This window comes from Bacillus cereus group sp. MYBK216-1 (assembly GCF_051916495.1).
In the GTDB taxonomy this organism is placed as follows: Bacteria; Bacillota; Bacilli; order Bacillales; family Bacillaceae_G; genus Bacillus_A; species Bacillus_A thuringiensis_K.
The window spans coordinates 64,923-86,043 of sequence record NZ_JBQAGT010000011.1; the positions used below are offsets into that span (position 1 = coordinate 64,923).

Below are 21,121 nucleotides of genomic sequence, written 5' to 3' on the forward strand. Positions count from 1 at the left end.
TCACAGCTAGATTGTAGCACAGGACAAGTTCATCATTTTATGCAACTTTGCATATCACACTATAAAGTAAACTGTATTCCCTGATCATTCGCATCATTATCCCATACATCAGCTGTACTAATCCCGCTAAATGTTTGTACTTTCATTCCTGTATTTGATGATCCCGATCCATTATAAGCCTTCGTCTTTTCAATCGGCTGTACGTTATATTTGTCACCTACATTAATTGTTCCATTGCAATTTTCAATAATAACACCTTCCACAACTGCCGGCATTTTGTCACCCACTTTCATTTCTTTACTTTTATTTTATGAAAATCGCCTAGAAAAATAGCATGTTTTAATAAGAAAAAGCACTCAATTTGAGTGCTTTTTCTTTAAGCATAAAGACAAGTTTGGAGACAGTTGACTTCTTCAAAATTTTATTAGGGGTAATATTTTGAAAAAGAAAGCCTTTCATATGTAGATTAACACCACTGGAATATATAGTAAATTGATAATGTTTATACGGAAGATTGCTAATGTTTAGTATAGATAGTTTACACTATGCTAACAGTGAAAACTATCTATACTAATAAAAAAAGGTGCCTTCAAAAAAGACAACTTTCAAAAACAGACACTATAAAACAGAATTATTTATTGTTATATGATTGTTAGATACAAAAAGTAGAGGGAAATGTTTGTATTAAATTCTGCTTTATAAAGTCTGTCTACAACTTATATTGTAATCCTCTGCCTTTGAAAAAAAATATAATATGCACAATTGCATACAAAAAGAAAAAGCACTCTACTGAGTGCCTTTTCAACCATTTTACTTTTAATATATCGCTTTGAATATATTGTAACATATGTATCTATATATTTTATTGAGAAAATTCAAAATCCTTTTTCTTTCATTTTCAATTATAAAATCATGTAATATAAAAGGTATGTCAAATTCTTATACAAGTTGAGGTGTACTATATTTATGATGTATTTTGGAATTATTCCTCTTATACTGTTTATTATTTTTCTTATCTCGTATTTAAAAGATCCGCGAAAAATAATAAACGGCTTTTTATTTAATGCCTTTATCTGTTCATTTCTATTATTTTGCGCTATAGCCTCATTTGAGTCTGGTAATAACGATTTACATTTTATCGTTATCATCCCCATGTTAGCACTACTTGTAATGATACCTTTTGCTATAGTCGCTTTAATGTTCGGACTTTTTCTTAATGCAAAAATTTTAATGCAACGTGAAGGAAGGCGTTTCACAAACTCTTTAACTTTAATTGCTGCTTTAGGGATTTTATTCTTTATAATGCTCCCTATCATAAACCCAGCAAGTTTAGTTTCATCGCATTTAGAGCCTATTTTTGCAGCTATTTCTCTTATAAGCTTCTATTTCTTTATACACTTATCTAACTTCTTAAGCGCATATTTTTTATACCAATTCAACAGACCAAGACGTAATCAAGATTTCATTATCGTTCTTGGTAGCGGCTTAATTAATGATAAAGTACCACCATTACTTGCAAGCCGCATTAATAAAGCTATCGACTTCTATTGGAAACAAGCCGCTGTGAATACACCACCAACAATTATTTTCTCTGGTGGTCAAGGTCCAGATGAAGGCCTTCCAGAAGCAGAAGCAATGCAAAATTATGCTGTTGAAAAAGGAATTCCGCTTGAACATACAGTACAAGAAAATCGCTCTGTAAACACATATCAAAATATGTTGTTCTCTAAAGAAATTATGGATTCTTTAAAACCTGAAGGTAAATATAAAAGTATTTTTACAACGAATAATTTCCACCTTTTCCGCGCTGGTATATACGCTAGACAAGCTGGTCTTAATAGCCAAGGAATCGGGTCAAAAACTGCATTTTATTACTGGCCTAACGCAATGATTCGTGAATATGTTGCAATTGTCGTAATGGGACGTAAGCGTCATATGAAAATATGTGGAACTATTTTAGGTTTCGCTTTATTCATATCAGTACTTAGTTTTATATTTTCTTAATAGTATCCCATCCTTTGAAAGGATGGGATTTCTTATACTCATTTCAAAAATATTTTAAAGATAATATGGTGATAATATTCCCTGCATACATCCATTAAAGGAGAATTTTTTCAAATTAAATGTTAAAATGAAATTTAGGTGTGAATAACGTAACAAATAAGAAACTAGTTTGAAACGAGGAAATTATATGGAGAAAATTATCAAAAACAAGCCCAATAAGCTAAAAATTGCTTCAAAAGCTTTGATGATTATTATTGGGGCATTTATCACAGCGTACGGATTAGAAGCGGTATTAATTCCAAATAACGTATCAGACGGTGGTGTAACTGGTTTAAGTATCGTTAGTTCAAGATTATTTGGATTGCCATTAGGAGCTCTAATCGCAGTTATTAACATTCCTTTCGTTTGGTTAGGGTATAAGCAAATCGGTAAAAGCTTTGCGATTTATTCTATTATCGGAATTGCTTCATTAGCAGTAGGTACCGTTGTCATGCACGGAATACCAGCTATTATTGAAGGTGATACATTATTAGTTACAGTTGTTGGTGGTATTATCATCGGTTTTGGTATGGGACTAGCATTACGTAACGGTGGGGCATTAGATGGAATCGATATGCTTGCTGTATTGCTTTCTCGTAAGTTACCATTTGGAACGAGTGACCTTATTTTATTCTTAAACATGTTCGTATTTATTTTCGTATCAACGGTATTCGGCCTTCAAGGAGCTATCCTTTCGGCAATTGCTTACTTTATCGCTTCGAAAGTGATTCATATCGTTGAAGTTGGTTTAAGTGGTTCAAAAGCATTTAAAATCATTACAAAAGAGCCTGAATTAATGGTAGAAACAATTCGCGATCGTTTAGGCCGAAGTGCAACATATAACGAAGTATACGGTGGTTATTCAAGAGAGAAGTTCAAAGAAATTTCTTGTGTAATTAACCGTTTAGAAGAAAGTAAAATGAAAGAACTTATTAATGAAATCGATCCACACGCTTTTATTACAGTTTATGATGTAGCAGAAGTAAAAGGCGGTAATTTCAAGAAACGTGATATTCATTAATCGTTATATAAAAGAGGGTATGCCAAAATTTTGGCACACCCTCTTTTTATTATTAAGTTGCTATCGTTGTCAGTTTTTGTCGGTAAGTCGATATATTTCAATAATCGCTGATATATTTTTACTCTCCCCCCTTATGCCTAAATCGCACTAATAATAAGGAATTAATTCCCATAACAAGAAAAAAGACCAAAAAGCAACTCACACTTTTCGGTCTCTACACTATCTTCTCTTCGTAATCTTTCCTGAACCACCGACCCTCGTTTTCGGAGGAGATGTATTCCTTGGCGGGGTTTTAATAGATGATTTTGGCTTCACATCTGATCCGCTTGAACCACCTGGATTTTTCGTTATTTTCCCTTTGCTTCCAGTAGGAGGCGGAGGCGTACTACTTCCTTTTTTAGTAATACTTCCTGTATCTCCTACGGAAGGTTTCGAATCTACATGATCGCCTCGCTTAATGATAGACCCTTTTCCTTCCTTCGTAATTGGAGGAGGGGTTTTCTTTTCTTCTTTCGTAGGCGGTCTCTCTGGAATAACCGGTTTATGATTTTGTCTGTCATTATACCCGCGGTAATCACCGTACGATGATTTTCGTGAACCAAATATATCATTTAATATACTTCCCATAATATACCCTTGCAAGAAGGACGGTTGGTAATTTTGACGGACAAATTCTTTATTACTTATTTCAATTAACGTATCAGATGGTTTCTCTTTATCCTTTTGCAGGTTATAAATCTTATCAGAATAAACGAGGAACATTTGATTTTCGTCTTCTTTAGATGCTTGCTTCGGTTCTCTTTCGTTAATGAGTTCCTTCGCTACTTCAGGAACCGACCGATTGGCGGCCCTATACACGTAAGATTCTTGTTTACCTTCCTTGGCAACAGATTCAAGTGGATAACGGTCTTGAATCGACTTTGTCTGCCCGCCTTGACAACCTGATAAGGCATAACCAGCAACAACAAGTAATATAACGATAGCAAGTATAGGGATCACAAACGATTTAATCATGGTAAACAATCGGTTTGACATGATTACGCCCCCTTACGTTGCTCTTATAATTTGTACATCAGCAGGAATGATTGCTTCTCCCTCATACATCATTGTGCGACCATTTTGCCATTCAATACGCAATAATTTCCGATTATCTGATTGGAATTCCCATATATACTGTTCTTCTGAAGCTGAGAATGGAGTTTTTCCCATCACAACAACACGTCCGTTATATTGTTCTTCCATATGGTACTCGGTATCATCCATTTCAATTGTCGTCGGAATTTCATCAATTGAATCTAAGCGACCATCAATTGGAGTATATAATTTGTAATACGTATTTTCACGGTCTTCAATTTTTAAATAACGAATATCTTTCCCGTCTTGCAGTGTCAAAACAATTTCTTTACGAGAATGCATACTCGTTTTCCCAATTAATTCATACATAACTAATGAAACTTCAATCATATCGCCAGGAGCTAACGTTAAAAGACTCTTTTCCGGCTTCGGTGGCTCTGGGCTTTTCATTATATTTTTAATTCGTTTAAATAAACTCATGATCTACCCCTCCTTTTCTCTTTATAAACACGCACCTAAAATTAGTGCACCAACAATATGTAATGATCCGGCTAGCATCGCATGTGCAACGCTACCTTCTTTCGTACCCTCTTCTAAATCAAGACCAGACATTTTCTTTAATACGAATTCGATAAACATTTCTACCACTAATAAAATAACGAAAGAAACTGCTGATGCAAGAAGTGCTTGCCATAAATCATTTGCTTTCGTTATCGATTGGGATAAAATGTACCCTTGTGCAAATAATTTCATAATAAAACGAGTTGTTACAGCTGTATTTCCATTTTTGATTTCTTTTAAATCATTGTATTTTGTAAAAATTGAATCAACCCACATAATTGCAAATAAAAGTACTGCACTCGCTCCAGTCCATACAAGCATGGCTAACACATTTGTCCATGTCATTGCAAAACCTCCTCTAAAAAATAATAGAAAACCGACATGAATTTGTTTAGACATGTCGGTTCATTTGTCTCTATTCTATATTATTTCTCATACTGCTTCATAATACGAGCTAATTCATCGTCAACAGCAGAATTTTTATTTAAGCTTGCGAATTCATCATCTAATGATTTTTCTTTTTTGTACACTTCACCGCTTGCTTCTGCTTCAGCCTCTAATTGAAGAGCTTTCTCTTCCATACGGCTTAAACCAGCTTTTGCTGAGTTTGAATCAAATCCAGACATCGCCTGATTAATATTCTTTTGTGCTTTCGCCGCATTTACACGTGCTACAAGTGTCTCACGTTTATTTTTCAGTTCATTTAATTGCTTACGCATTTCTTCTAGCTTCAGGCGCAGATTATCAGCAGCAGCTTTGTTTTGCTCATAGCTTGCTTTATACTCATTCATCTTTTGCTCTGCATTTTGTTTTTCTTCTAGTGCACGGCGCGCAAGATCTAAGTTACTAGCTTGAACAGCCATATGAGCTTGTTCTTCACGTTTTTTCACAAGTGCTTCTTGCTCTTCAAATAAGATTTTGAATTTCTTCTCAAGCGCAATTTGAGCTGCTACACTTTTCTCAGCTTCTTGTACATCAGCTTGCATATCGCGTAAATATTGATCCGTCATCTTAACTGGATCTTCCGCTTTTTCAATTAATGAATACACATTCGACATTGTTAAATCTCGTAATCGTTTAAATACAGACATCTAAATTCCTCCTATGATATACCTCATATTTTAAATTCACTACTTGGAAAAATAAAAATCTTCCTTAACAGTAAAGAATAGTAATTTTTACAGCTATGTGTTTATTATAACAAAATGAAGATGTACTTACATGTTATTTCCAAAATACATCCATTATAATATGACATTCTAGATGCAATATTGTATTTCTAATATATTCTCATTATCTCCCTTTAAAATTAACTTACTTTTTTGCAATTTCACTAAATTACATAAGTGTAATATTACTGTAAGCTAACTCGATAGTTACGTTTCCATATTTCTTATACACTAATACCAGAAGCAACAAACAAGCTTCTCATCATTTCAAAACTAATACAAAAATTGTATTTACTATAAAACATTAAAAAGGAGAAATCATCATGAAAAAATTAGTAGGAATCGGATTAGCAGCAGCAATTTCATTCGGAGCATTATCAGGTTGTTCTTTATTAGGAGAAAAAGCAAACGGATTTGTACTGTACGGAACAGAAGATCAAGTAACACAAATTGCAGATAAAAATAAAAAAGAAGTGAAAGAAAAAGACTTCTATAAAATGAAAATGACAACATTAGACGGTAAAAAAGTTCTTGTCATGGATAAGAAAACTGGTGAAGAACTTGTGAAGAAAGAGTTACTTAGCAAAGTGGATGCAAAAGACGACACGAAGCCACTTGATAAATTACCAGCTGTAACAACAGAACAAGGTGTATTATTCGCAAAAGAAAAAGTAGAAAATGCTACACTTGATGGGGCAAAATTAAAATACGAAGGCAATACAATTATCGGTAGTGGCCGTGCATATGCCGACATGTTCGCGGTTGTTGATGATGCAACATACGGAAATGTAAAAGGTGAAGAAAAATCTGTAGGTGTATTAAAATTTGATAAAGACCCAAGTAAAGAATTCCCTGGAAAGAATGGTGTAGAATCATCACAACTTGTAAAAATTAAGAAGTAATAAAAAAGCTTTGCGAAATTCGCAAAGCTTTTTTCTATTTATTATGAGCAATTTGCTCCATATCCGGACTACAAGTTTGCGACTGACATGACTTATTTAAAGAACATGCCGCGCATTTTCCTTTTTTACTTCTCTTTACAAAATGAACTAACGTGTATGCTGCATAACCAAAAATGATAGCTCCAATTATAATATTGACCATCATCACAATACATCTCCTTCTAGAATCCGAGTAAGGATCCGACTTGGTATATAATGAGCGTTAATACGTAAGCAACTACGAGCGGATAAACGACTGAGAAAATCGTCCATTTCGCTGATCCTGTTTCACGTTTAATAACAGCTACTGTCGCTAAACACGGAACATATAATAAAATAAAGAACATAAATGCATATGCTGATAACGCAGTATAATGTGCTCCCATTACATTTCCAAGCACATCTTCTTTCACCGCATAAATAATTGCCATTGTAGAAACGACAACTTCTTTCGCTAAAAATCCTGTTAAAAGAGATGCTGCAGCTTGCCACGTTCCAAAGCCGAGCGGTGCAAATAGTGGTGCGATAAATCCACCAATCATCGCTAAGTAACTGTCTCCCATATCCACACCAAATCCTGATGGACCTGCGTAGTTTAATAACCAAATGACAACAGAACCACCGAAGATGAATGTACCTGCTTTACGAACAAATCCCTTACCTTTCTCCCACGTGCTTAGCCATAACGTTTTCGCTTGTGGCACGCGGTAAGGAGGTAGTTCAATGACGAAAATAGACTTTTCCGCTTTTAAAATGGTAAGAGACATAATTTTTGTAACTAATAATGCAAGAACAATACCTGCAACATATAAAGAAAACACAACAGTTGCCTGACTATGAGGGAAGAATACTCCCGCAAATAATGCGTATACAGGTAAACGTGCCGAACAAGACATAAATGGTGTTACAAGAACTGTAAGTAAACGTTCTTTTTCTTGTTCAATCGTTCTCGCTGCCATAATACCTGGAACATTACATCCAAAACCGATAATCATCGGAATGAATGCTTTTCCATTTAAACCGAAGAACTCCATAATTCTATCCATAACAACTGCAATTCGCGCCATATATCCTGAGTCTTCTAATAATGAAATGAAAAAGAATAGTGCAAAGATTTGTGGAACGAATACTAATACCGCACCAACACCGGCAATAATACCTTCTGTAACGAGTGCTTGAATAAAATCAGAAGCTCCGACACTTGTAAGTCCAGCTGTCACCCAATCCGTAAGCTGGCCACCAAAAAACTCATCTAACATATCCGATAAAGGTGTCCCAATCCACGTAAACGTAACCTGAAAAATAAAAAACATAACTGCTAAAAAGATTGGAAGTCCTAAAATTTTATGTGTAATTAATCTATCAATTTTTTCTGAAAAAGGAATTTTTCCTTCTTTCTCATGCTTCATAACATTTGTTTTTAACTTTTCAATATACGCTTCACGAGTTTTGTAAATGTGCTCTTCCAACGTACAATCAAGTTTTTCTTCTAAGCGAGATCGAATGGCTGCAAGTTCCTTATAAATTGGTAATGCTTTCATCTCTTTTTCTACTACTTCGTTATTGCTTAAAAATTGAAGAGCTAACCATCTCGGATGTTCGTAATTCGCTTTCTCTAAAAGAGAAATTACTCCTCCAATTCCTTCATCCATTCGTACACCATATGAAATAATGAATGGCTTTTTCGCATTTTTGTCATTTTCTTTAAGCGTCGCAAGTAGTTCTTCACAACCTTTTCCGCTTCTTGCAACGACAGGAACGACTGTTACACCTAATAGTTCTGATAATCGTTTAACATCAATTACAATGCCTCTTTGCTTCGCCACATCAATCATATTTAAGCCAATTGAAACGGGCTTACCAAATTCAAGTAATTGCAACGTTAAATGCATATTTCGTTCAAACTGCGAAGAATCCACAATATTTAACATATGCTGAAATTCTTCTGTTAATAGAAAGTTTGTTACAACACCTTCATCACGTGAAACTGGATTTAAATCATAGACGCCTGGTAAATCAATTAATGTTCCTTGCTTATCTTTTAATTTACCAACCTTCTTTTCTACTGTTACACCGCTCCAGTTTCCTACATACTCATAAGAACCAGTAAGTGCATTAAATAATGATGTTTTCCCTGTATTCGGATTCCCTAGCAAAGCTACCTTATTCACGCTAATTCCACCTTTATCATTTTCGCGTCACAATGACGAATACTAATTAACTGTCCACGACACTCCAATGTACAAGGACCTTTGAACATCGCTTTTTGCTTCATGCGAAGTTCGCTTCCTTCAGAAAGACCAAAAGCAGCCAGTCTTCTCTTTAGTAACTGATCTAACGACTGAATACTTTTTACTAACACTTTCTCACCAATTTTAATATCTACTAAGCTCATAACCTTCCCCCTCCGAAGAGAATGATAATTATTTTCAAAAGAATTATAGCACACTCTATTTCTTGAGCACTATACCCTTTGACTTCATATTTATTAACATTTCTCTACAATTTTATTTCAATTATTGTCATAATAGATTCGTTTGCCATTCTCATCCATTTCGCTTACAATAAACAATAACAAATAAAGAATTTCGTTATCACAGGGGGAGCCATGCCGCTGAGAGGGAACACTTCGTTCCGACCCTTCGAACCTGTTAGTTAATGCTAACGCAGGGATTGTGCAAACGTCCGAAATACATACCTCTTTGTTATTTACGTATTTCGTATCCTCCTATGATATCTATTCTTTTTTGTACAACTTGGATTTAGGGGGAGACAACATGCGTAACACCAATTTACAAGCGATGATCGAATCTGCTATTCTTGCAGCCTTCGCCATGATCATCGACATTTTACCATTATCAATTAAACTTCCAACAGGCGGTTCCATTTCATTTGCTATGATTCCTATTTTTATTATTGCTTACCGCTGGGGCTTTAAATCAGCTTTCTTAGGCGGTTTAGTATGGGGACTATTACAAATTGTGGTGGGAGATGCTTACATTTTAACACCTGTTCAAGCATTCATTGAGTACTTCATTGCCTTTGCTTTTATTGGATTTGCTGGCTTATTCTATCGTCCAATTCAAAAAGCACTTTTAACATCTAATGAAAATAGCTTAGAACAATCAAATTTAGGTAGCCGTAAAGACAAACCTTCATCAAAACAAAACCAGGGTAAGAAAGTCCTTGCTTATATTATCCTTGCTACATTTATCGGTAGCTTTGCTCGCTATTTCTGCCACTTTATTGCTGGCATTATTTTCTGGGGACAATATGCACCGAAAGGTCAATCAGCTGTGTTATATTCATTAATCGTAAACGGCAGTACAATGCTCGGTTCTTTTATTTTATGTACAGTTTTACTTATATTTTTATTCCTTACTTCACCACGATTATTCAAAAGCATCAATGCTTATCAAATAAATGCAAACAAAAAGGGCGCTTAATGAGCGCTCTTTTTTCATATCGTAATATCAATTAAAAATACAATAAATGCGCAAAAGAAAATAAATACCATTATACTTAGCCAATTGCTATGCACGGTTCATCGACTCCTTACATAACCTCATATTCTAAACAAATTATACTGATTAAAAATAAAGATTAGGTAAAGATAATATGAAAATAAATTAAAAAAACGTAGATAATATGATCTACGCTTTTTTCGGTAAATAGAAGTAAAATAACACACCATTTTCTGTATTTTTTACCCCATATTCAGCATCATGTAGTTCTAAAATGTTCTTTGAAATGGCAAGCCCAAGCCCCGTCCCACCTTGTGAACGCTGACGAGCTGTATCCACGCGATAAAAACGATCCCAAATTTTATCTAATTGTTCTTCTTCAATGTGAGTACCTTTATTTTCAATACACACTTTTATACGATCCTTCTCATCTATTGTAGAAATAATAATATCCTCTTTATTTGGTGTGTAGCGTATGGCATTCGTAATAAAGTTCACGATGACTTGTTCAATCCGGCCTTGATTTGCAATCACTTCAAATGAACATATATTTATATGAACATGAAGTTCTTTTTTCTCTATTTCCACAGATAGATGTTCACATATATCTTCAATTACTGTATCAATATAAAACGAATCCTTTTTCATTTTATATGTACCAGATTCAAATTTAGCTAGCTCAAGCATATCCAAAATTAACGTATCCATTTTGTCTACTTCTCTCTCCATTGCCTGAAAATAATACTCTTTTTTATGTTCAGCTACCCCGTCTTTTAAAATAGAAATACAGCTTTTCATAATACTTAGCGGTGTTTTTAATTCATGTGAAACACCAGAAATGAATTCTTTTCGCGTCTTTTCTAACTTTCTTTCCTTTTCAATATCTTCTTCTAACTGTCCAATATGCGAATGGAGTTTATTTGATAGCACATTAATATTTTTTGATAAATCCCCAATTTCATCTTTTGAAGTAATCGGTATTTTTTCTGTGAAGTCTAAATGCGCTATTTTCTTCGTTGTATCATTTATTTTCAATAATGGCTTTGCAATTTGTTTTGAGTAATAGAACGAAGCTAAAAAAATAAGAACGACTACAAATGCAATGATATAGATATAATAATCTTGCACCATTTGTACAGCCTCATCTACGGGCTGTAAAGAAGCCATCGCATAAATATATGTTACTGATCCACCTTTTTCTTTTATCAGCTTAATTAATAATTTATATTTTATATCATTCTTTTCATAGTCCATTGTTTGTATTGCATATTGTATATGCTTGCTCTCTTTTAATAATAAATCCGTTTGAAATTCTTTTATGTTATCTAAAAAGATGCTATTTTTATAAATTTGATTTATAGGACCTGTTACATCAGGAAGCTGAACTTTCGTAACACGCCCACCTATGTAAGCATCTAATTCTTGAGCAGATTCTTTCTGGACAGCTGGTTTCTTTTCCTTAGCAAGTTGTTCTTCGGCTGCTCTCTTTTTCTCCTCATTTAATTTCATTTTCTCCTGAAACGCTTTTTCTAACGGTTTATTAGATCCACTTAAATTTTGCTTGCCTAACGTGAAAGAGAATGGAATATAATTATCATCTTTTTTCACGCCAGAAAAATAAATTTCTTGTCCTAAAAATGCATTTGATGATTTATTATCAATCTCCTCTATATTGATGAGATTGTATAAAGGAATTTTGAATATTTGTTGTCCAAAGCTCTTTTGTTGCCTACGATCTATCGTTACCTCAAAATAAAAATCATCCGCATGTTTTAAATTCCCATTCTGATCTAATGTCGTAATCCACGTATTATTTTCTCTTAAAAAGTCTTGCTCCAGTCGCTTAATTTCTTCTGCATTTCCTACATAATTCAAATAACTCTTCTCAAAGGAATTTAAGTTCACTTTAATATCTTCTACTTTTCGATTCGCATAATATTGTTTAAAAAATATCGTTTGTCCAATAAATATCGTCACTAAAATTAACATGCATAATGCTGTTGTGAGGGTAAATAATTTTAGTACAATTCCTTTTCTCATACATTCCCCTCAAATTTATAACCAGTTCGTACTACAGTTGTAATATACTTTGCTTTCTCTCCTAATTTATTTCTTAAATTACGAATATGGCTATTCACCGTTCGATCATCGCCAGCAAATTCATATCCCCAAATTCTTGAAATGAGTTGCTCTCGCGTTAAAACGATTCCTTGATTTTTCATGAAATACACCAATATTTCAAACTCCGTATGCGTTAAACTAACATCTGCCTCATCAACAGTAACAGTACGCGACGGAAAATGGACATGGATGCCATGAATCGATAACGTATCATCTTCGTTCTCTAAAGGTTTCTTCGATGCTTTTCTACTTTCTAATAATCGTTTCGCTCTTGCTAATAAAATTGGCGGACTATACGGCTTCGTCACATAGTCATCTGCTCCAAGTTCAAAACCAAGTAACGTATCGTCTTCATCTACGCGCGCCGTCAGCATAATAATAGGCACCTCGGACGTCTTCCTAATCCTTCGGCAAACAGACCATCCATCGAGTTCTGGCAACATAATGTCTAAAATAACTAAATCCACCTTTTCTTGCTCAAATATAACTAAAGCTTCTTTTCCATCTCTTGCTTCAAACACTACATATTGCTCACTCAAAAAATAATCTTTTAATATTTCACGCAAAATATCTTCATCTTCCACAATTAAAATGTTTTTTGACATAACTTATGTATCCCCTTCCGTTTTCAGAAACTATCACTTCATTTTGAATAACTAGCCGTTAACTTCGCCTCGATAATATATCTATCTGGTGCATCCCCTATATAATCAAATGGATAGCAAGTCGTCAGTGTTAATACCGGTTCTTCTTTTTTTATAATAACAGTACGATCATCCGCGTGGGTAATCCACGTCTTTTGAATTTCATATGTGTAAATTTTATTATCATACTCTAAAACAAGCGTATCTTTTTCTTTTAACTCCCCTAAATCGGTAAATACAGTATCCCGGTGTCCACTCAAAACAGTATGTCCACCTCCAGATGGCGTTGTCGTTAAATCACTAACGAACATACCCACTCCTTTTTTCAAAGTCGTATCATCCGCTCCCCAATATATAGAAAACTTCTTCCCTATTTTTGGTATGTTTAACATCGCTACCTTTTCTCCTTCTTTATGTTCTGTTTGAGAAGAAGGCACTTGGGAAGTTACAGGTGTTTCGGAAGAAAGTTCATTATCTTGTATATTTTCAAGGCTCTTTAGTTCTTTTTTTGTTAATTGTTGAGCAGAGCTTTTTCCTTTATACCATTCGACAGCGTAATATGCTCCCATAAATAGCCCTATAGCCATCAATATGATACCGAGATAATTGAGTATCTTCATGTTTCATCCCTCCATGCAAAAAATGGTAGGAATAACCTACCATTTTTAATATATGAAATTATGCCATTCTTTATAGGACAATATTTGATTTATGCCTTAACTTTATTCCGACGATTCAAACCAAATAATGTACCTAGTGCTACAAGACATGCGCTTAGTCCCATCATTGCTACATTATTAGATGCTGTGTTTGGTAATTTCTCTCCAGCTTCTTTTTTTGCAATAGCTTCCTTTTCTTTCACTTGTGGCGCTACTACTTCTTTAGCCATATTACTTTTTTCTTTTTCTTGTACTTGTGCCGCTTGCTTTTTCGCTACTTCATTCTTCTCTTGCGCTTGCGCCGCTTGTTTTTTCTCTGTATCATTTTTTTGCTGCGCCTGAATCGCTGCTTCTTTTTTTGCTATATCTTGCTGTATTTGCGCTGCTTCTTCCTTTGTCAATGTTCCAGTTGAAGCACTTGCTACTGAAGAATATCCTACTGTTAAAAGTGCCATCGCACAAATTGGTAATAGTTTCTTTTTCATTTTATTTCTCTCCTCTTATACGTTTTACATCACTTCGCATCGGATGTATCACTAGAATAAACAAGAGATATAAATTTAAGATGCAGATGAAATATATTTCATTTAAAGATTTCATTGTAGAGAAATAAAAAAACATCGCAATATATACGATGTTTTTTCGGGTGTGTGTCTCAATATTTACATATTACTTTCGCGTGATGTAGAAGTAGAACAGGCCGGAGCGATAACTAATTGTCTCGGCTCAGTTTTCTTTAAGTGATTTTTGACGTTACACTTACGACGTTGAACAACCCACGCTTTAATAGGGTTTGTCAAAATAATCTTTTGCTCTTCGTTAGGGGCCTCTTCTTCAAACCTACAACTTTCGCTCCATTTATTCCATTTTATTGTAAATTTAGAAGAAGAATGATCATCTTCTTGATCAAACAAGTGCAAAAAATCCATCTCGCCAGCTAGCATTACGGTGTTGCTAGTTGCTAAAAAAGAAAAGGTCGTCCAACGTTTCTCCATGCCCTCCTACTCCTTTTTCACATATAGAGTGCCTAAAACTTAATTTACCTAAAATATGCTTGCCTTTTACCTTACACCCATAGTTTATCCAAAATGCTCTTATGCAACTATCGATTTGCCTTACAACTACCTTACATTTTTGTAAGAAACAAAGAAACCTTCACTCTATATAATGAAGGTTTCTTACTTTTTATCTATATGATCTCTCATATCATCAAGTCCAGCTTCTTTTAGCTGCGACATCATACCGTGCGAAATTGCTCCTAACACTAAAGTCATTCCAATTAATGAAATACGAATCGCAGGTACATCAATTACGTAAGCCAACAGGCCAAGAACAATTGTTAAAAGTAATGCTTTTATAAATGTTACACTTGTGTACTGTTTCTTCTTCATCATATTCACCCTTTATGGAAGCGTTTTCTTAATATGCTTATTATATCATATCATCAGATGATTTTGTCGTTATCTTTGTAAAAAATTACTATCTCCTTTGACTTTTTTCTTTCTATCCTTTACAGTCGAAATGTTCACAAGTTTTACACTGTAGGAGGACTCCAATGAATATTGAAATAAAAGACACTTTAATTTCTGAAGAACAATTACAAGAAAAAGTAAAAGAACTAGCACTTCAAATCGAAAGTGACTTTGAAGGAGAAGAAATCGTAGTCATTGCTGTATTAAAAGGATCTTTCGTATTTGCTGCTGATTTAATTCGTCACATTAAAAACGATGTAACAATCGACTTTATTTCTGCATCTAGCTACGGAAATCAAACAGAAACAACTGGAAAAGTTAAACTATTAAAAGATATCGATGTAAACATTACTGGAAAAAACGTCATTGTCGTAGAAGACATTATCGATTCTGGTTTAACACTTCATTTCCTAAAAGACCACTTCTTTATGCATAAACCAAAGGCACTCAAGTTCTGTACATTACTTGATAAGCCAGAACGTCGTAAAGTAGACTTAACAGCTGAATATGTTGGCTTCCAAATTCCAGACGAATTCATCGTTGGATACGGTATCGACTGTGCAGAAAAATATCGTAACTTACCATTCATTGCTTCAGTTGTAACGGAATAATCGTATAACTTAAAAAATCGATAGTACATAAAATGTATATCGGCGATTTTTTAAATATATCGACCGTAACTCAAATTATATCGGCGATTTTTTAAATATATCGACTTACCGACAATAACTGACAACCTTAGCGCCTTATTAATAGGAAAAAGCTGTTCTGAAATACATCGGAACAGCTCCTTACTTTCCATTACAAAAAAAACAGGGAGAGATGAAAAATGACAAAAACAAAATTTGAAAAAGTACTCCTCATCGTAAATCCAAAAGCTGGACAAGGCGACTTACATACAAATTTAACGAAAATCGTACCACCTCTTGCCGCAGCTTTTCCTGACTTACATATCCTTCATACGAAAAAACAAGGTGATGCAACAAAATATTGCCAAGAGTTTGCTAGTAAAGTAGATTTAATTATCGTCTTTGGTGGTGACGGAACAGTATTTGAATGCACAAACGGCTTAGCACCTCTTGAAACTAGACCTACACTTGCAATCATTCCAGGCGGAACTTGCAATGACTTCTCTCGCACACTAGGCGTTCCGCAAAACATTGCAGAAGCAGCAAAACTTATCACAAAAGAACACGTAAAACCAGTTGATGTTGCAAAAGCAAATGGACAACATTTTTTAAACTTCTGGGGCATTGGACTCGTATCTGAAGTATCAAACAATATCGATGCAGAAGAAAAAGCAAAGCTTGGTAAAATCGGTTACTATTTAAGCACAATTCGAACTGTAAAAAATGCTGAAACATTCCCAGTTAAAATCACTTATGACGGACAAGTATATGAAGACGAAGCTGTTCTTGTCATGGTTGGAAACGGTGAATATCTTGGTGGTATTCCATCCTTTATTCCGAACGTAAAATGTGATGACGGAACACTTGATATTTTCGTAGTCAAATCAACAGGTATTCAAGCATTTAAAGATTACATCGGAAAGAAACTATTTGAAGACTCAAATGAAAATGACATCTTCCACGTAAAAGCGAAATCCATTCATATCGAAACAGAGGAAGAAAAAGAAGTTGATACAGATGGAGAAAGCTCGCTTCATACACCTTGTCAAATTGAATTATTGCAAGGACACTTTACGATGATTTATAATCCTGCGGTTGTGTAATAAAAAAAACGAGTGCTAGCACTCGTTTTTTCTCTTCTAATCTAGTTATATTGTTGAATCATTTCTTGTATTTCTTTCACTCTCTCTAAAGTAATTCCATTTCTTTGTTCGATCGCTAAAGAATGCTCGGTTGGCTCTAATTCAATATACGGTGCCGTTCCAACTTCTCTTATATGTACATTTGTTTTTAAATTTAATGTTTCTGGATAAAATGGTATTTCTACAGATAACCAACCAAAATAAGGATCACTATTTTCTGGGCCTCTCTCATCCCACTTTTCTAATACTTCATCATAACTTTCTTTACTAAGTGATACCCACACAGTCCATATGAAATTTTCGTGGTAATCAATGATAGGAATCTCTAAACAACCTCTAATAAAGTAATATTCATCATCCATTACGCAAAGTTCTGACGTTAAATAGAAGCGTTCCTCTCTTTCATGGGGCGCTACCTCGTAATAATAATATGGTGCTTCACTTCGGTAGCATAAAGCAAGTGTAAAACGACTCATTTGTACTTTTTCTCCAGATTTTCTTCTTCTTTTCATTTATTATTCTTTCTCCCATCTTTTTCAGTCACAATCAAACTCCACCCAATTTTCCCAGTTCGTATTAGCATCCTTATTTACAATTTCACTAGAGTATACCATAGACATACTTACCTTTCATTTTCTAATAATATTACTAAAAAATAGTAGAATGACTAGTTTGCATACTCTAGTTCTTTTTATGTACAATGAAGGAAAGAAGCACCTTCATGTAAGGGAGAGGACAAACTTTGTTCAACCAACAGTTAGTTAATTTACGCATTGATTTTGCATTTAAACAATTGTTTGGTACGAATGGTAGCGAAGATATTCTAATTGCATTTTTAAATGCTATGTTACAAGAGTCTTTAGAGTCGCCCATTGCTTCTCTACAACTAGAAGATCCACATTTACACAGGGAATATGAAGAGGATAAGTTATCTATTTTAGACATTTCAGCGACATTAAACACAGGAACAAAAGTTATTGTAGAAATACAACTCAATAATAATCACGATATGGTTAAACGCAGTTTATATTATTGGGGAAGACTATACACATCTCAACTACAAAAAGGGATGCCCTACAGTGCACTTCACAAAACCATCACCATAAACTTACTAAACTTCGTAATGTTTTCGGAACACCCAGCCTTCCATACAACGAGCATATTATGGAATACACAACAACAAAAAATCCTGAGTGAAGACATAGAAATCCACATTATAGAAATTCCAAAGTTAACTGAACAATGGCATGAAGAAAAAGTAAATCCGTGGAAAGATCCATTTGTTCGTTGGCTTTTATTGCTTTCAGCAAATGAGGATGAGCACTTAACTAAACTATTGGAGGATATTGCTATGAACCAAGACCCTATTTTACAAAAAGCAATAAATAAATGGGAACGTATGAGTCAGGATTCTTCTTTCCGACAAGCCTATGACGCAAGGGAGAAAGTTTTAATGGATGAAGCAGCAAAATTCGCCCATGCAGAGACAGAAGGAATAAAAAGAGGAATGGAACAAGGAATTAAAAAAGGGCTTGAAAAAGGCATTGAAAAAGGTATTGAAAAAGGCATTGAAAAAGGCATTCAACAGGGGAAAATTCAAATGATTAAAAATATGTATGATCTTGGTATACCACTTGAAACGATTGCTAAGGCAAGTAAATTAAGTTTGCATGAGATTGAGCATATTTTAGGATATAAATAGTCATAAAACAAGAGCTTGAATAGTTTCAAGCTCTTGTTTTATCAACTCTCCTCAATATCATCCAATTGAGTCTTATAACATTCATTACACTTTGGCCTCGTAGGAAGAATCCCTCTTTCATCAGGTAATAAAACCCTCAAAACTTCTCGATCCATCTCTACGAAAGACTTCATAATAATGGGATAGCCTTTAATAATATTCGTATACTCAATCCCTTGTTCAAACTTTTTTCCGCTCTTTATTTCTTCTATTATGGTACAAAAAACACTATGCGCGACTTCAGGATCCATATTTAATGCTATTTGTAAATCTTGATGATTAAAGTTATCTCTTAGACCATGCGTATGATAATTAGCATGGATGCCATCAATATCTTCTGCTAATATGCTACGCATGTACCATCCATACTCTTGTAGCATATTTTCTTCCCATTCATCTGCATCCTCTTCTAAATCTTCATCAAACAAATTCGGATCATACCACACATCTTCGTAATCTCCATCAATTAAAAATCTCCAACCAGGTGGTAACCCTAAATACTTCTTTATTTCAGGTGCCCATTCATCAATATGTTGAACGTGTAAAGGAAGAAAGAAATCTTCTTCTGTCCCCATTTCTTCACCAGCCCAAATGTACCAACCTGTCGTTCCGTTTTCTATAGGCATTCGTAACCCATTAATCGGAGCGATACCATCTTTCACATTTTGCGCTATTCCTAATTTCAAGTCATTCGGAGATTCTACATACTCCGCTTTATATTTATCACATATACTCCTCTGTTCTTTTATGTATTTTTCCACCCTTTTAGCACACTCCCCAATTTTTGAAAGATAGATTTCTTTGCCGAAGCACTCTCTAACTTCCATACCCCACACGGATTATAAAATGGATCCTCTTGTTCATAACGATTATCTATATAATGAGATAAAAGATACACTGGAGCATCTTCTGTGAAACTAATTGTATCTCCATCTTTCAAATTAGGTTTTTCCAATATATTATGTAGGTTAAAATCATTTAATAAATCTACAGCTACTTCCGGATCTATTCCTCTGTCTAAAACAACGTCTGATAGATTAAATGCTTGCATTCCACATGAATAATAACCGTCCTCTTCATCTCCAACTAAAGTTACAAGGTGCGAATACATTGGGAATATTTCCTTATTCTCTGCAAGCTCTTCCTTTCTTAACTACTTACCTATATTTTACCATTAAATAAAGATAATTTTATACTTATAATCCTATCTTATCCTTCATACTGGAAGAAACTTTCTTTACTTCTATTTACTCATCAATGTGATTCTTTTTTGTCTATATAAATAAAGAATACCTGTAACTATAAAAACAATCCCGCCAAAATACACACCATACTCTATCGCAACTGCTACAATTCTTTCAATATGTTGTCCAAATAAAGAACCTAGTACGAAATAAACGAGTGTCCAAACAAAGCCTGTCGTATAAGAATACAAAGCATACGTCTTAAATGGCATGTTATTCATTCCAACTAAATACGGCACGATATGTCTTACAACTGGTATGAAATAGCTTGTAACTAACGCGTACTGTCCGTATTTATCAACCATTTCTTGTGATTTTATCAAATACTTCGCTTTTTTCTTTTTCATTAATTTATGGAGTACCTTCGTGCCAAATACCTTCCCTAATATATATCCTAAAGAAAGCCCTGATACAACACCTAAATATGTTAATACAAATGAAGGAACAACACTTAATATCCCTACTGAAGATACGAAACCACCGCTCATAACAATCATTTCATCTGGAATTGGCATACCGATAATACCTAACCATAAACAGAAAAATAATGCCCAATAACCGTACTGCTCGATATAGGATAATAATTCATGTAATTCCATTATGCATATGCTCTCCTTAGCTCTTTTTTACAGCTAAAGACATACGCTGGTGGGAAATTGAGCCACACTTTCTCTAGCGTAATTTCAGGAAAGAAATGCTCTATAAAGCCTTTTTTCACAAGTGAATATTGAAATGTAATGAATTCACCATTCTCATGTATCACTTCCATCGCATTGTTTAAAATGCGCTTTGAAACTTCTTCTGGTAAAGAAGTGAAAGGTAATCCTGATAAAATGTAATCAATGCATTTTATATTGAACTCTTCCATATACTTCTTTATATTTTCAGCTGAACCGTGTACAACTATGACGTTCTGCTCATCTTTAAACTTTCTCTTTAGCTCTTTGCAAAACACTTCATTAATTTCAATAAGAAGAAATATTGTTTCCTTCTTCTTTCTCTTCATAATTTCTTTCGTAAAGACTCCTGTACCAGGACCTAACTCTACAATGCATTTCGCTCTATTAAAATCAATTACATCTACCATCTTCTTTGCTAATATTTTTGAACTTGGCGCAATTGCACCAGTATGTTTCGGATGTTTAATAAATTCATGTAAGAATGTTATGAGTTGCATGTAACCTTCTCCCCATTCG

General features: G+C 34.3%; 25 protein-coding genes, 1 pseudogene and 1 riboswitch. Of the genes and pseudogenes, 7 read left to right on the forward strand and 19 right to left on the reverse strand.

Annotated elements, in window-relative coordinates; translation table 11 throughout:
- Positions 1-59 precede the first annotated feature (59 nt).
- Complete coding sequence (locus tag ACTFRH_RS26020) at positions 60-293, reverse strand: spore germination protein (RefSeq protein WP_002001299.1); 234 nt, start codon at positions 291-293, stop codon at positions 60-62.
- 676 nt (positions 294-969) lie between these two features.
- Here ACTFRH_RS26020 and ACTFRH_RS26025 point away from each other — a divergent pair.
- Complete coding sequence (locus ACTFRH_RS26025) at positions 970-2,004, forward strand: YdcF family protein (RefSeq protein ID WP_033690171.1); 1,035 nt, start codon at positions 970-972, stop codon at positions 2,002-2,004.
- A gap of 187 nt (positions 2,005-2,191) precedes the next feature.
- A complete protein-coding gene (locus tag ACTFRH_RS26030) occupies positions 2,192-3,064 on the forward strand; it encodes a YitT family protein (protein ID WP_000411244.1) in 873 nt (290 codons plus the stop codon).
- A 219-nt stretch (positions 3,065-3,283) separates the two neighbouring features.
- Here the strand turns inward: ACTFRH_RS26030 and ACTFRH_RS26035 are convergent, their stop codons facing one another.
- From ACTFRH_RS26035 to ACTFRH_RS26050, 4 genes are all read right to left on the reverse strand, one after another.
- Positions 3,284-4,099 (reverse strand): DUF4247 domain-containing protein, encoded by an 816-nt coding sequence (locus ACTFRH_RS26035; RefSeq protein WP_000071188.1) that lies wholly within the window; start codon positions 4,097-4,099, stop codon positions 3,284-3,286.
- A gap of 12 nt (positions 4,100-4,111) precedes the next feature.
- Positions 4,112-4,618, reverse strand: coding sequence for a DUF4178 domain-containing protein (locus tag ACTFRH_RS26040; protein WP_000051745.1), 507 nt, complete (start codon positions 4,616-4,618; stop codon positions 4,112-4,114).
- Positions 4,619-4,639: 21 nt separating this feature from the next.
- Complete coding sequence (locus tag ACTFRH_RS26045; protein WP_000220321.1) at positions 4,640-5,044, reverse strand: DUF350 domain-containing protein; 405 nt, start codon at positions 5,042-5,044, stop codon at positions 4,640-4,642.
- Between the two features lie 80 nt (positions 5,045-5,124).
- Positions 5,125-5,790 (reverse strand): PspA/IM30 family protein, encoded by a 666-nt coding sequence (locus tag ACTFRH_RS26050; RefSeq protein WP_000110286.1) that lies wholly within the window; start codon positions 5,788-5,790, stop codon positions 5,125-5,127.
- A 401-nt stretch (positions 5,791-6,191) separates the two neighbouring features.
- On the opposite strand from ACTFRH_RS26050, the gene ACTFRH_RS26055 reads away from it, so the two are divergent.
- The gene (locus ACTFRH_RS26055) at positions 6,192-6,770 is read left to right on the forward strand and encodes a lipoprotein BA_5634 family protein (RefSeq protein WP_000737480.1); all 579 of its coding nucleotides are present in this window, start codon (positions 6,192-6,194) and stop codon (positions 6,768-6,770) included.
- A gap of 34 nt (positions 6,771-6,804) precedes the next feature.
- On the opposite strand, the gene ACTFRH_RS26060 is transcribed toward ACTFRH_RS26055, so the two are convergent.
- The 3 genes from ACTFRH_RS26060 to ACTFRH_RS26070 are packed head-to-tail and all read right to left on the reverse strand — an operon-like array spanning position 6,805 to position 9,204.
- A complete protein-coding gene (locus ACTFRH_RS26060) occupies positions 6,805-6,975 on the reverse strand; it encodes a FeoB-associated Cys-rich membrane protein (RefSeq protein WP_000989586.1) in 171 nt (56 codons plus the stop codon).
- 16 nt (positions 6,976-6,991) lie between these two features.
- Positions 6,992-8,980: a ferrous iron transport protein B gene (feoB, locus tag ACTFRH_RS26065; RefSeq protein WP_001044824.1), complete on the reverse strand. Its 1,989-nt coding sequence runs from the start codon at positions 8,978-8,980 to the stop codon at positions 6,992-6,994.
- On the reverse strand, positions 8,977-9,204 hold the full coding sequence (locus ACTFRH_RS26070; RefSeq protein ID WP_000060514.1) for a FeoA family protein: 228 nt from the start codon (positions 9,202-9,204) through the stop codon (positions 8,977-8,979). The genes feoB and ACTFRH_RS26070 overlap by 4 nt, the downstream gene beginning before the upstream one ends.
- Before the next feature lie 194 nt (positions 9,205-9,398).
- A riboswitch (TPP riboswitch) is annotated at positions 9,399-9,500 on the forward strand.
- 86 nt (positions 9,501-9,586) lie between these two features.
- On the opposite strand from ACTFRH_RS26070, the gene thiT reads away from it, so the two are divergent.
- Positions 9,587-10,255 (forward strand): energy-coupled thiamine transporter ThiT, encoded by a 669-nt coding sequence (gene thiT / locus ACTFRH_RS26075; protein WP_001246577.1) that lies wholly within the window; start codon positions 9,587-9,589, stop codon positions 10,253-10,255.
- Between the two features lie 207 nt (positions 10,256-10,462).
- Here the strand turns inward: thiT and ACTFRH_RS26080 are convergent, their stop codons facing one another.
- The 6 genes from ACTFRH_RS26080 to ACTFRH_RS26105 form a co-directional block, all read right to left on the reverse strand.
- A complete protein-coding gene (locus ACTFRH_RS26080) occupies positions 10,463-12,313 on the reverse strand; it encodes a sensor histidine kinase (protein WP_001225369.1) in 1,851 nt (616 codons plus the stop codon).
- Entirely contained in the window at positions 12,310-12,999 is a 690-nt protein-coding gene (locus ACTFRH_RS26085; protein ID WP_000041843.1) for a response regulator transcription factor, read from the reverse strand. The genes ACTFRH_RS26080 and ACTFRH_RS26085 overlap by 4 nt, the downstream gene beginning before the upstream one ends.
- A 38-nt stretch (positions 13,000-13,037) precedes the next feature.
- Positions 13,038-13,658, reverse strand: a complete 621-nt coding sequence (locus ACTFRH_RS26090; RefSeq protein ID WP_000698541.1) for a class D sortase — start codon at positions 13,656-13,658, stop codon at positions 13,038-13,040.
- An 89-nt stretch (positions 13,659-13,747) separates the two neighbouring features.
- Positions 13,748-14,182, reverse strand: coding sequence for an LPXTG cell wall anchor domain-containing protein (locus tag ACTFRH_RS26095; protein WP_000728028.1), 435 nt, complete (start codon positions 14,180-14,182; stop codon positions 13,748-13,750).
- Positions 14,183-14,359: 177 nt separating this feature from the next.
- A complete protein-coding gene (locus ACTFRH_RS26100) occupies positions 14,360-14,692 on the reverse strand; it encodes a hypothetical protein (RefSeq protein ID WP_000415589.1) in 333 nt (110 codons plus the stop codon).
- Between the two features lie 183 nt (positions 14,693-14,875).
- Positions 14,876-15,091: a hypothetical protein gene (locus ACTFRH_RS26105; protein ID WP_002001286.1), complete on the reverse strand. Its 216-nt coding sequence runs from the start codon at positions 15,089-15,091 to the stop codon at positions 14,876-14,878.
- Positions 15,092-15,252: 161 nt separating this feature from the next.
- On the opposite strand from ACTFRH_RS26105, the gene hpt reads away from it, so the two are divergent.
- Entirely contained in the window at positions 15,253-15,780 is a 528-nt protein-coding gene (gene hpt / locus ACTFRH_RS26110; protein WP_001019309.1) for a hypoxanthine phosphoribosyltransferase, read from the forward strand.
- Between the two features lie 218 nt (positions 15,781-15,998).
- Positions 15,999-16,901 (forward strand): diacylglycerol/lipid kinase family protein, encoded by a 903-nt coding sequence (locus ACTFRH_RS26115; RefSeq protein ID WP_000167907.1) that lies wholly within the window; start codon positions 15,999-16,001, stop codon positions 16,899-16,901.
- Between the two features lie 41 nt (positions 16,902-16,942).
- On the opposite strand, the gene ACTFRH_RS26120 is transcribed toward ACTFRH_RS26115, so the two are convergent.
- Complete coding sequence (locus ACTFRH_RS26120; protein ID WP_000830229.1) at positions 16,943-17,452, reverse strand: DUF2199 domain-containing protein; 510 nt, start codon at positions 17,450-17,452, stop codon at positions 16,943-16,945.
- 230 nt (positions 17,453-17,682) lie between these two features.
- On the opposite strand from ACTFRH_RS26120, the gene ACTFRH_RS26125 reads away from it, so the two are divergent.
- A complete protein-coding gene (locus ACTFRH_RS26125) occupies positions 17,683-18,642 on the forward strand; it encodes an Rpn family recombination-promoting nuclease/putative transposase (RefSeq protein ID WP_000483127.1) in 960 nt (319 codons plus the stop codon).
- A gap of 41 nt (positions 18,643-18,683) precedes the next feature.
- Here the strand turns inward: ACTFRH_RS26125 and ACTFRH_RS26130 are convergent, their stop codons facing one another.
- The 4 genes and pseudogenes from ACTFRH_RS26130 to ACTFRH_RS26145 form a co-directional block, all read right to left on the reverse strand.
- Complete coding sequence (locus ACTFRH_RS26130) at positions 18,684-19,442, reverse strand: DUF4262 domain-containing protein (protein WP_000417364.1); 759 nt, start codon at positions 19,440-19,442, stop codon at positions 18,684-18,686.
- Positions 19,427-19,825 (reverse strand): annotated as a pseudogene (locus ACTFRH_RS26135) (DUF4261 domain-containing protein); the annotation flags it as partial. The pseudogene ACTFRH_RS26135 and the gene ACTFRH_RS26130, both read right to left, overlap by 16 nt.
- A 99-nt stretch (positions 19,826-19,924) precedes the next feature.
- Positions 19,925-20,524 (reverse strand): DedA family protein, encoded by a 600-nt coding sequence (locus ACTFRH_RS26140; protein ID WP_000418938.1) that lies wholly within the window; start codon positions 20,522-20,524, stop codon positions 19,925-19,927.
- Positions 20,524-21,102: a class I SAM-dependent methyltransferase gene (locus tag ACTFRH_RS26145; RefSeq protein ID WP_001176073.1), complete on the reverse strand. Its 579-nt coding sequence runs from the start codon at positions 21,100-21,102 to the stop codon at positions 20,524-20,526. The genes ACTFRH_RS26140 and ACTFRH_RS26145 overlap by 1 nt, the downstream gene beginning before the upstream one ends.
- Positions 21,103-21,121 lie beyond the last annotated feature (19 nt).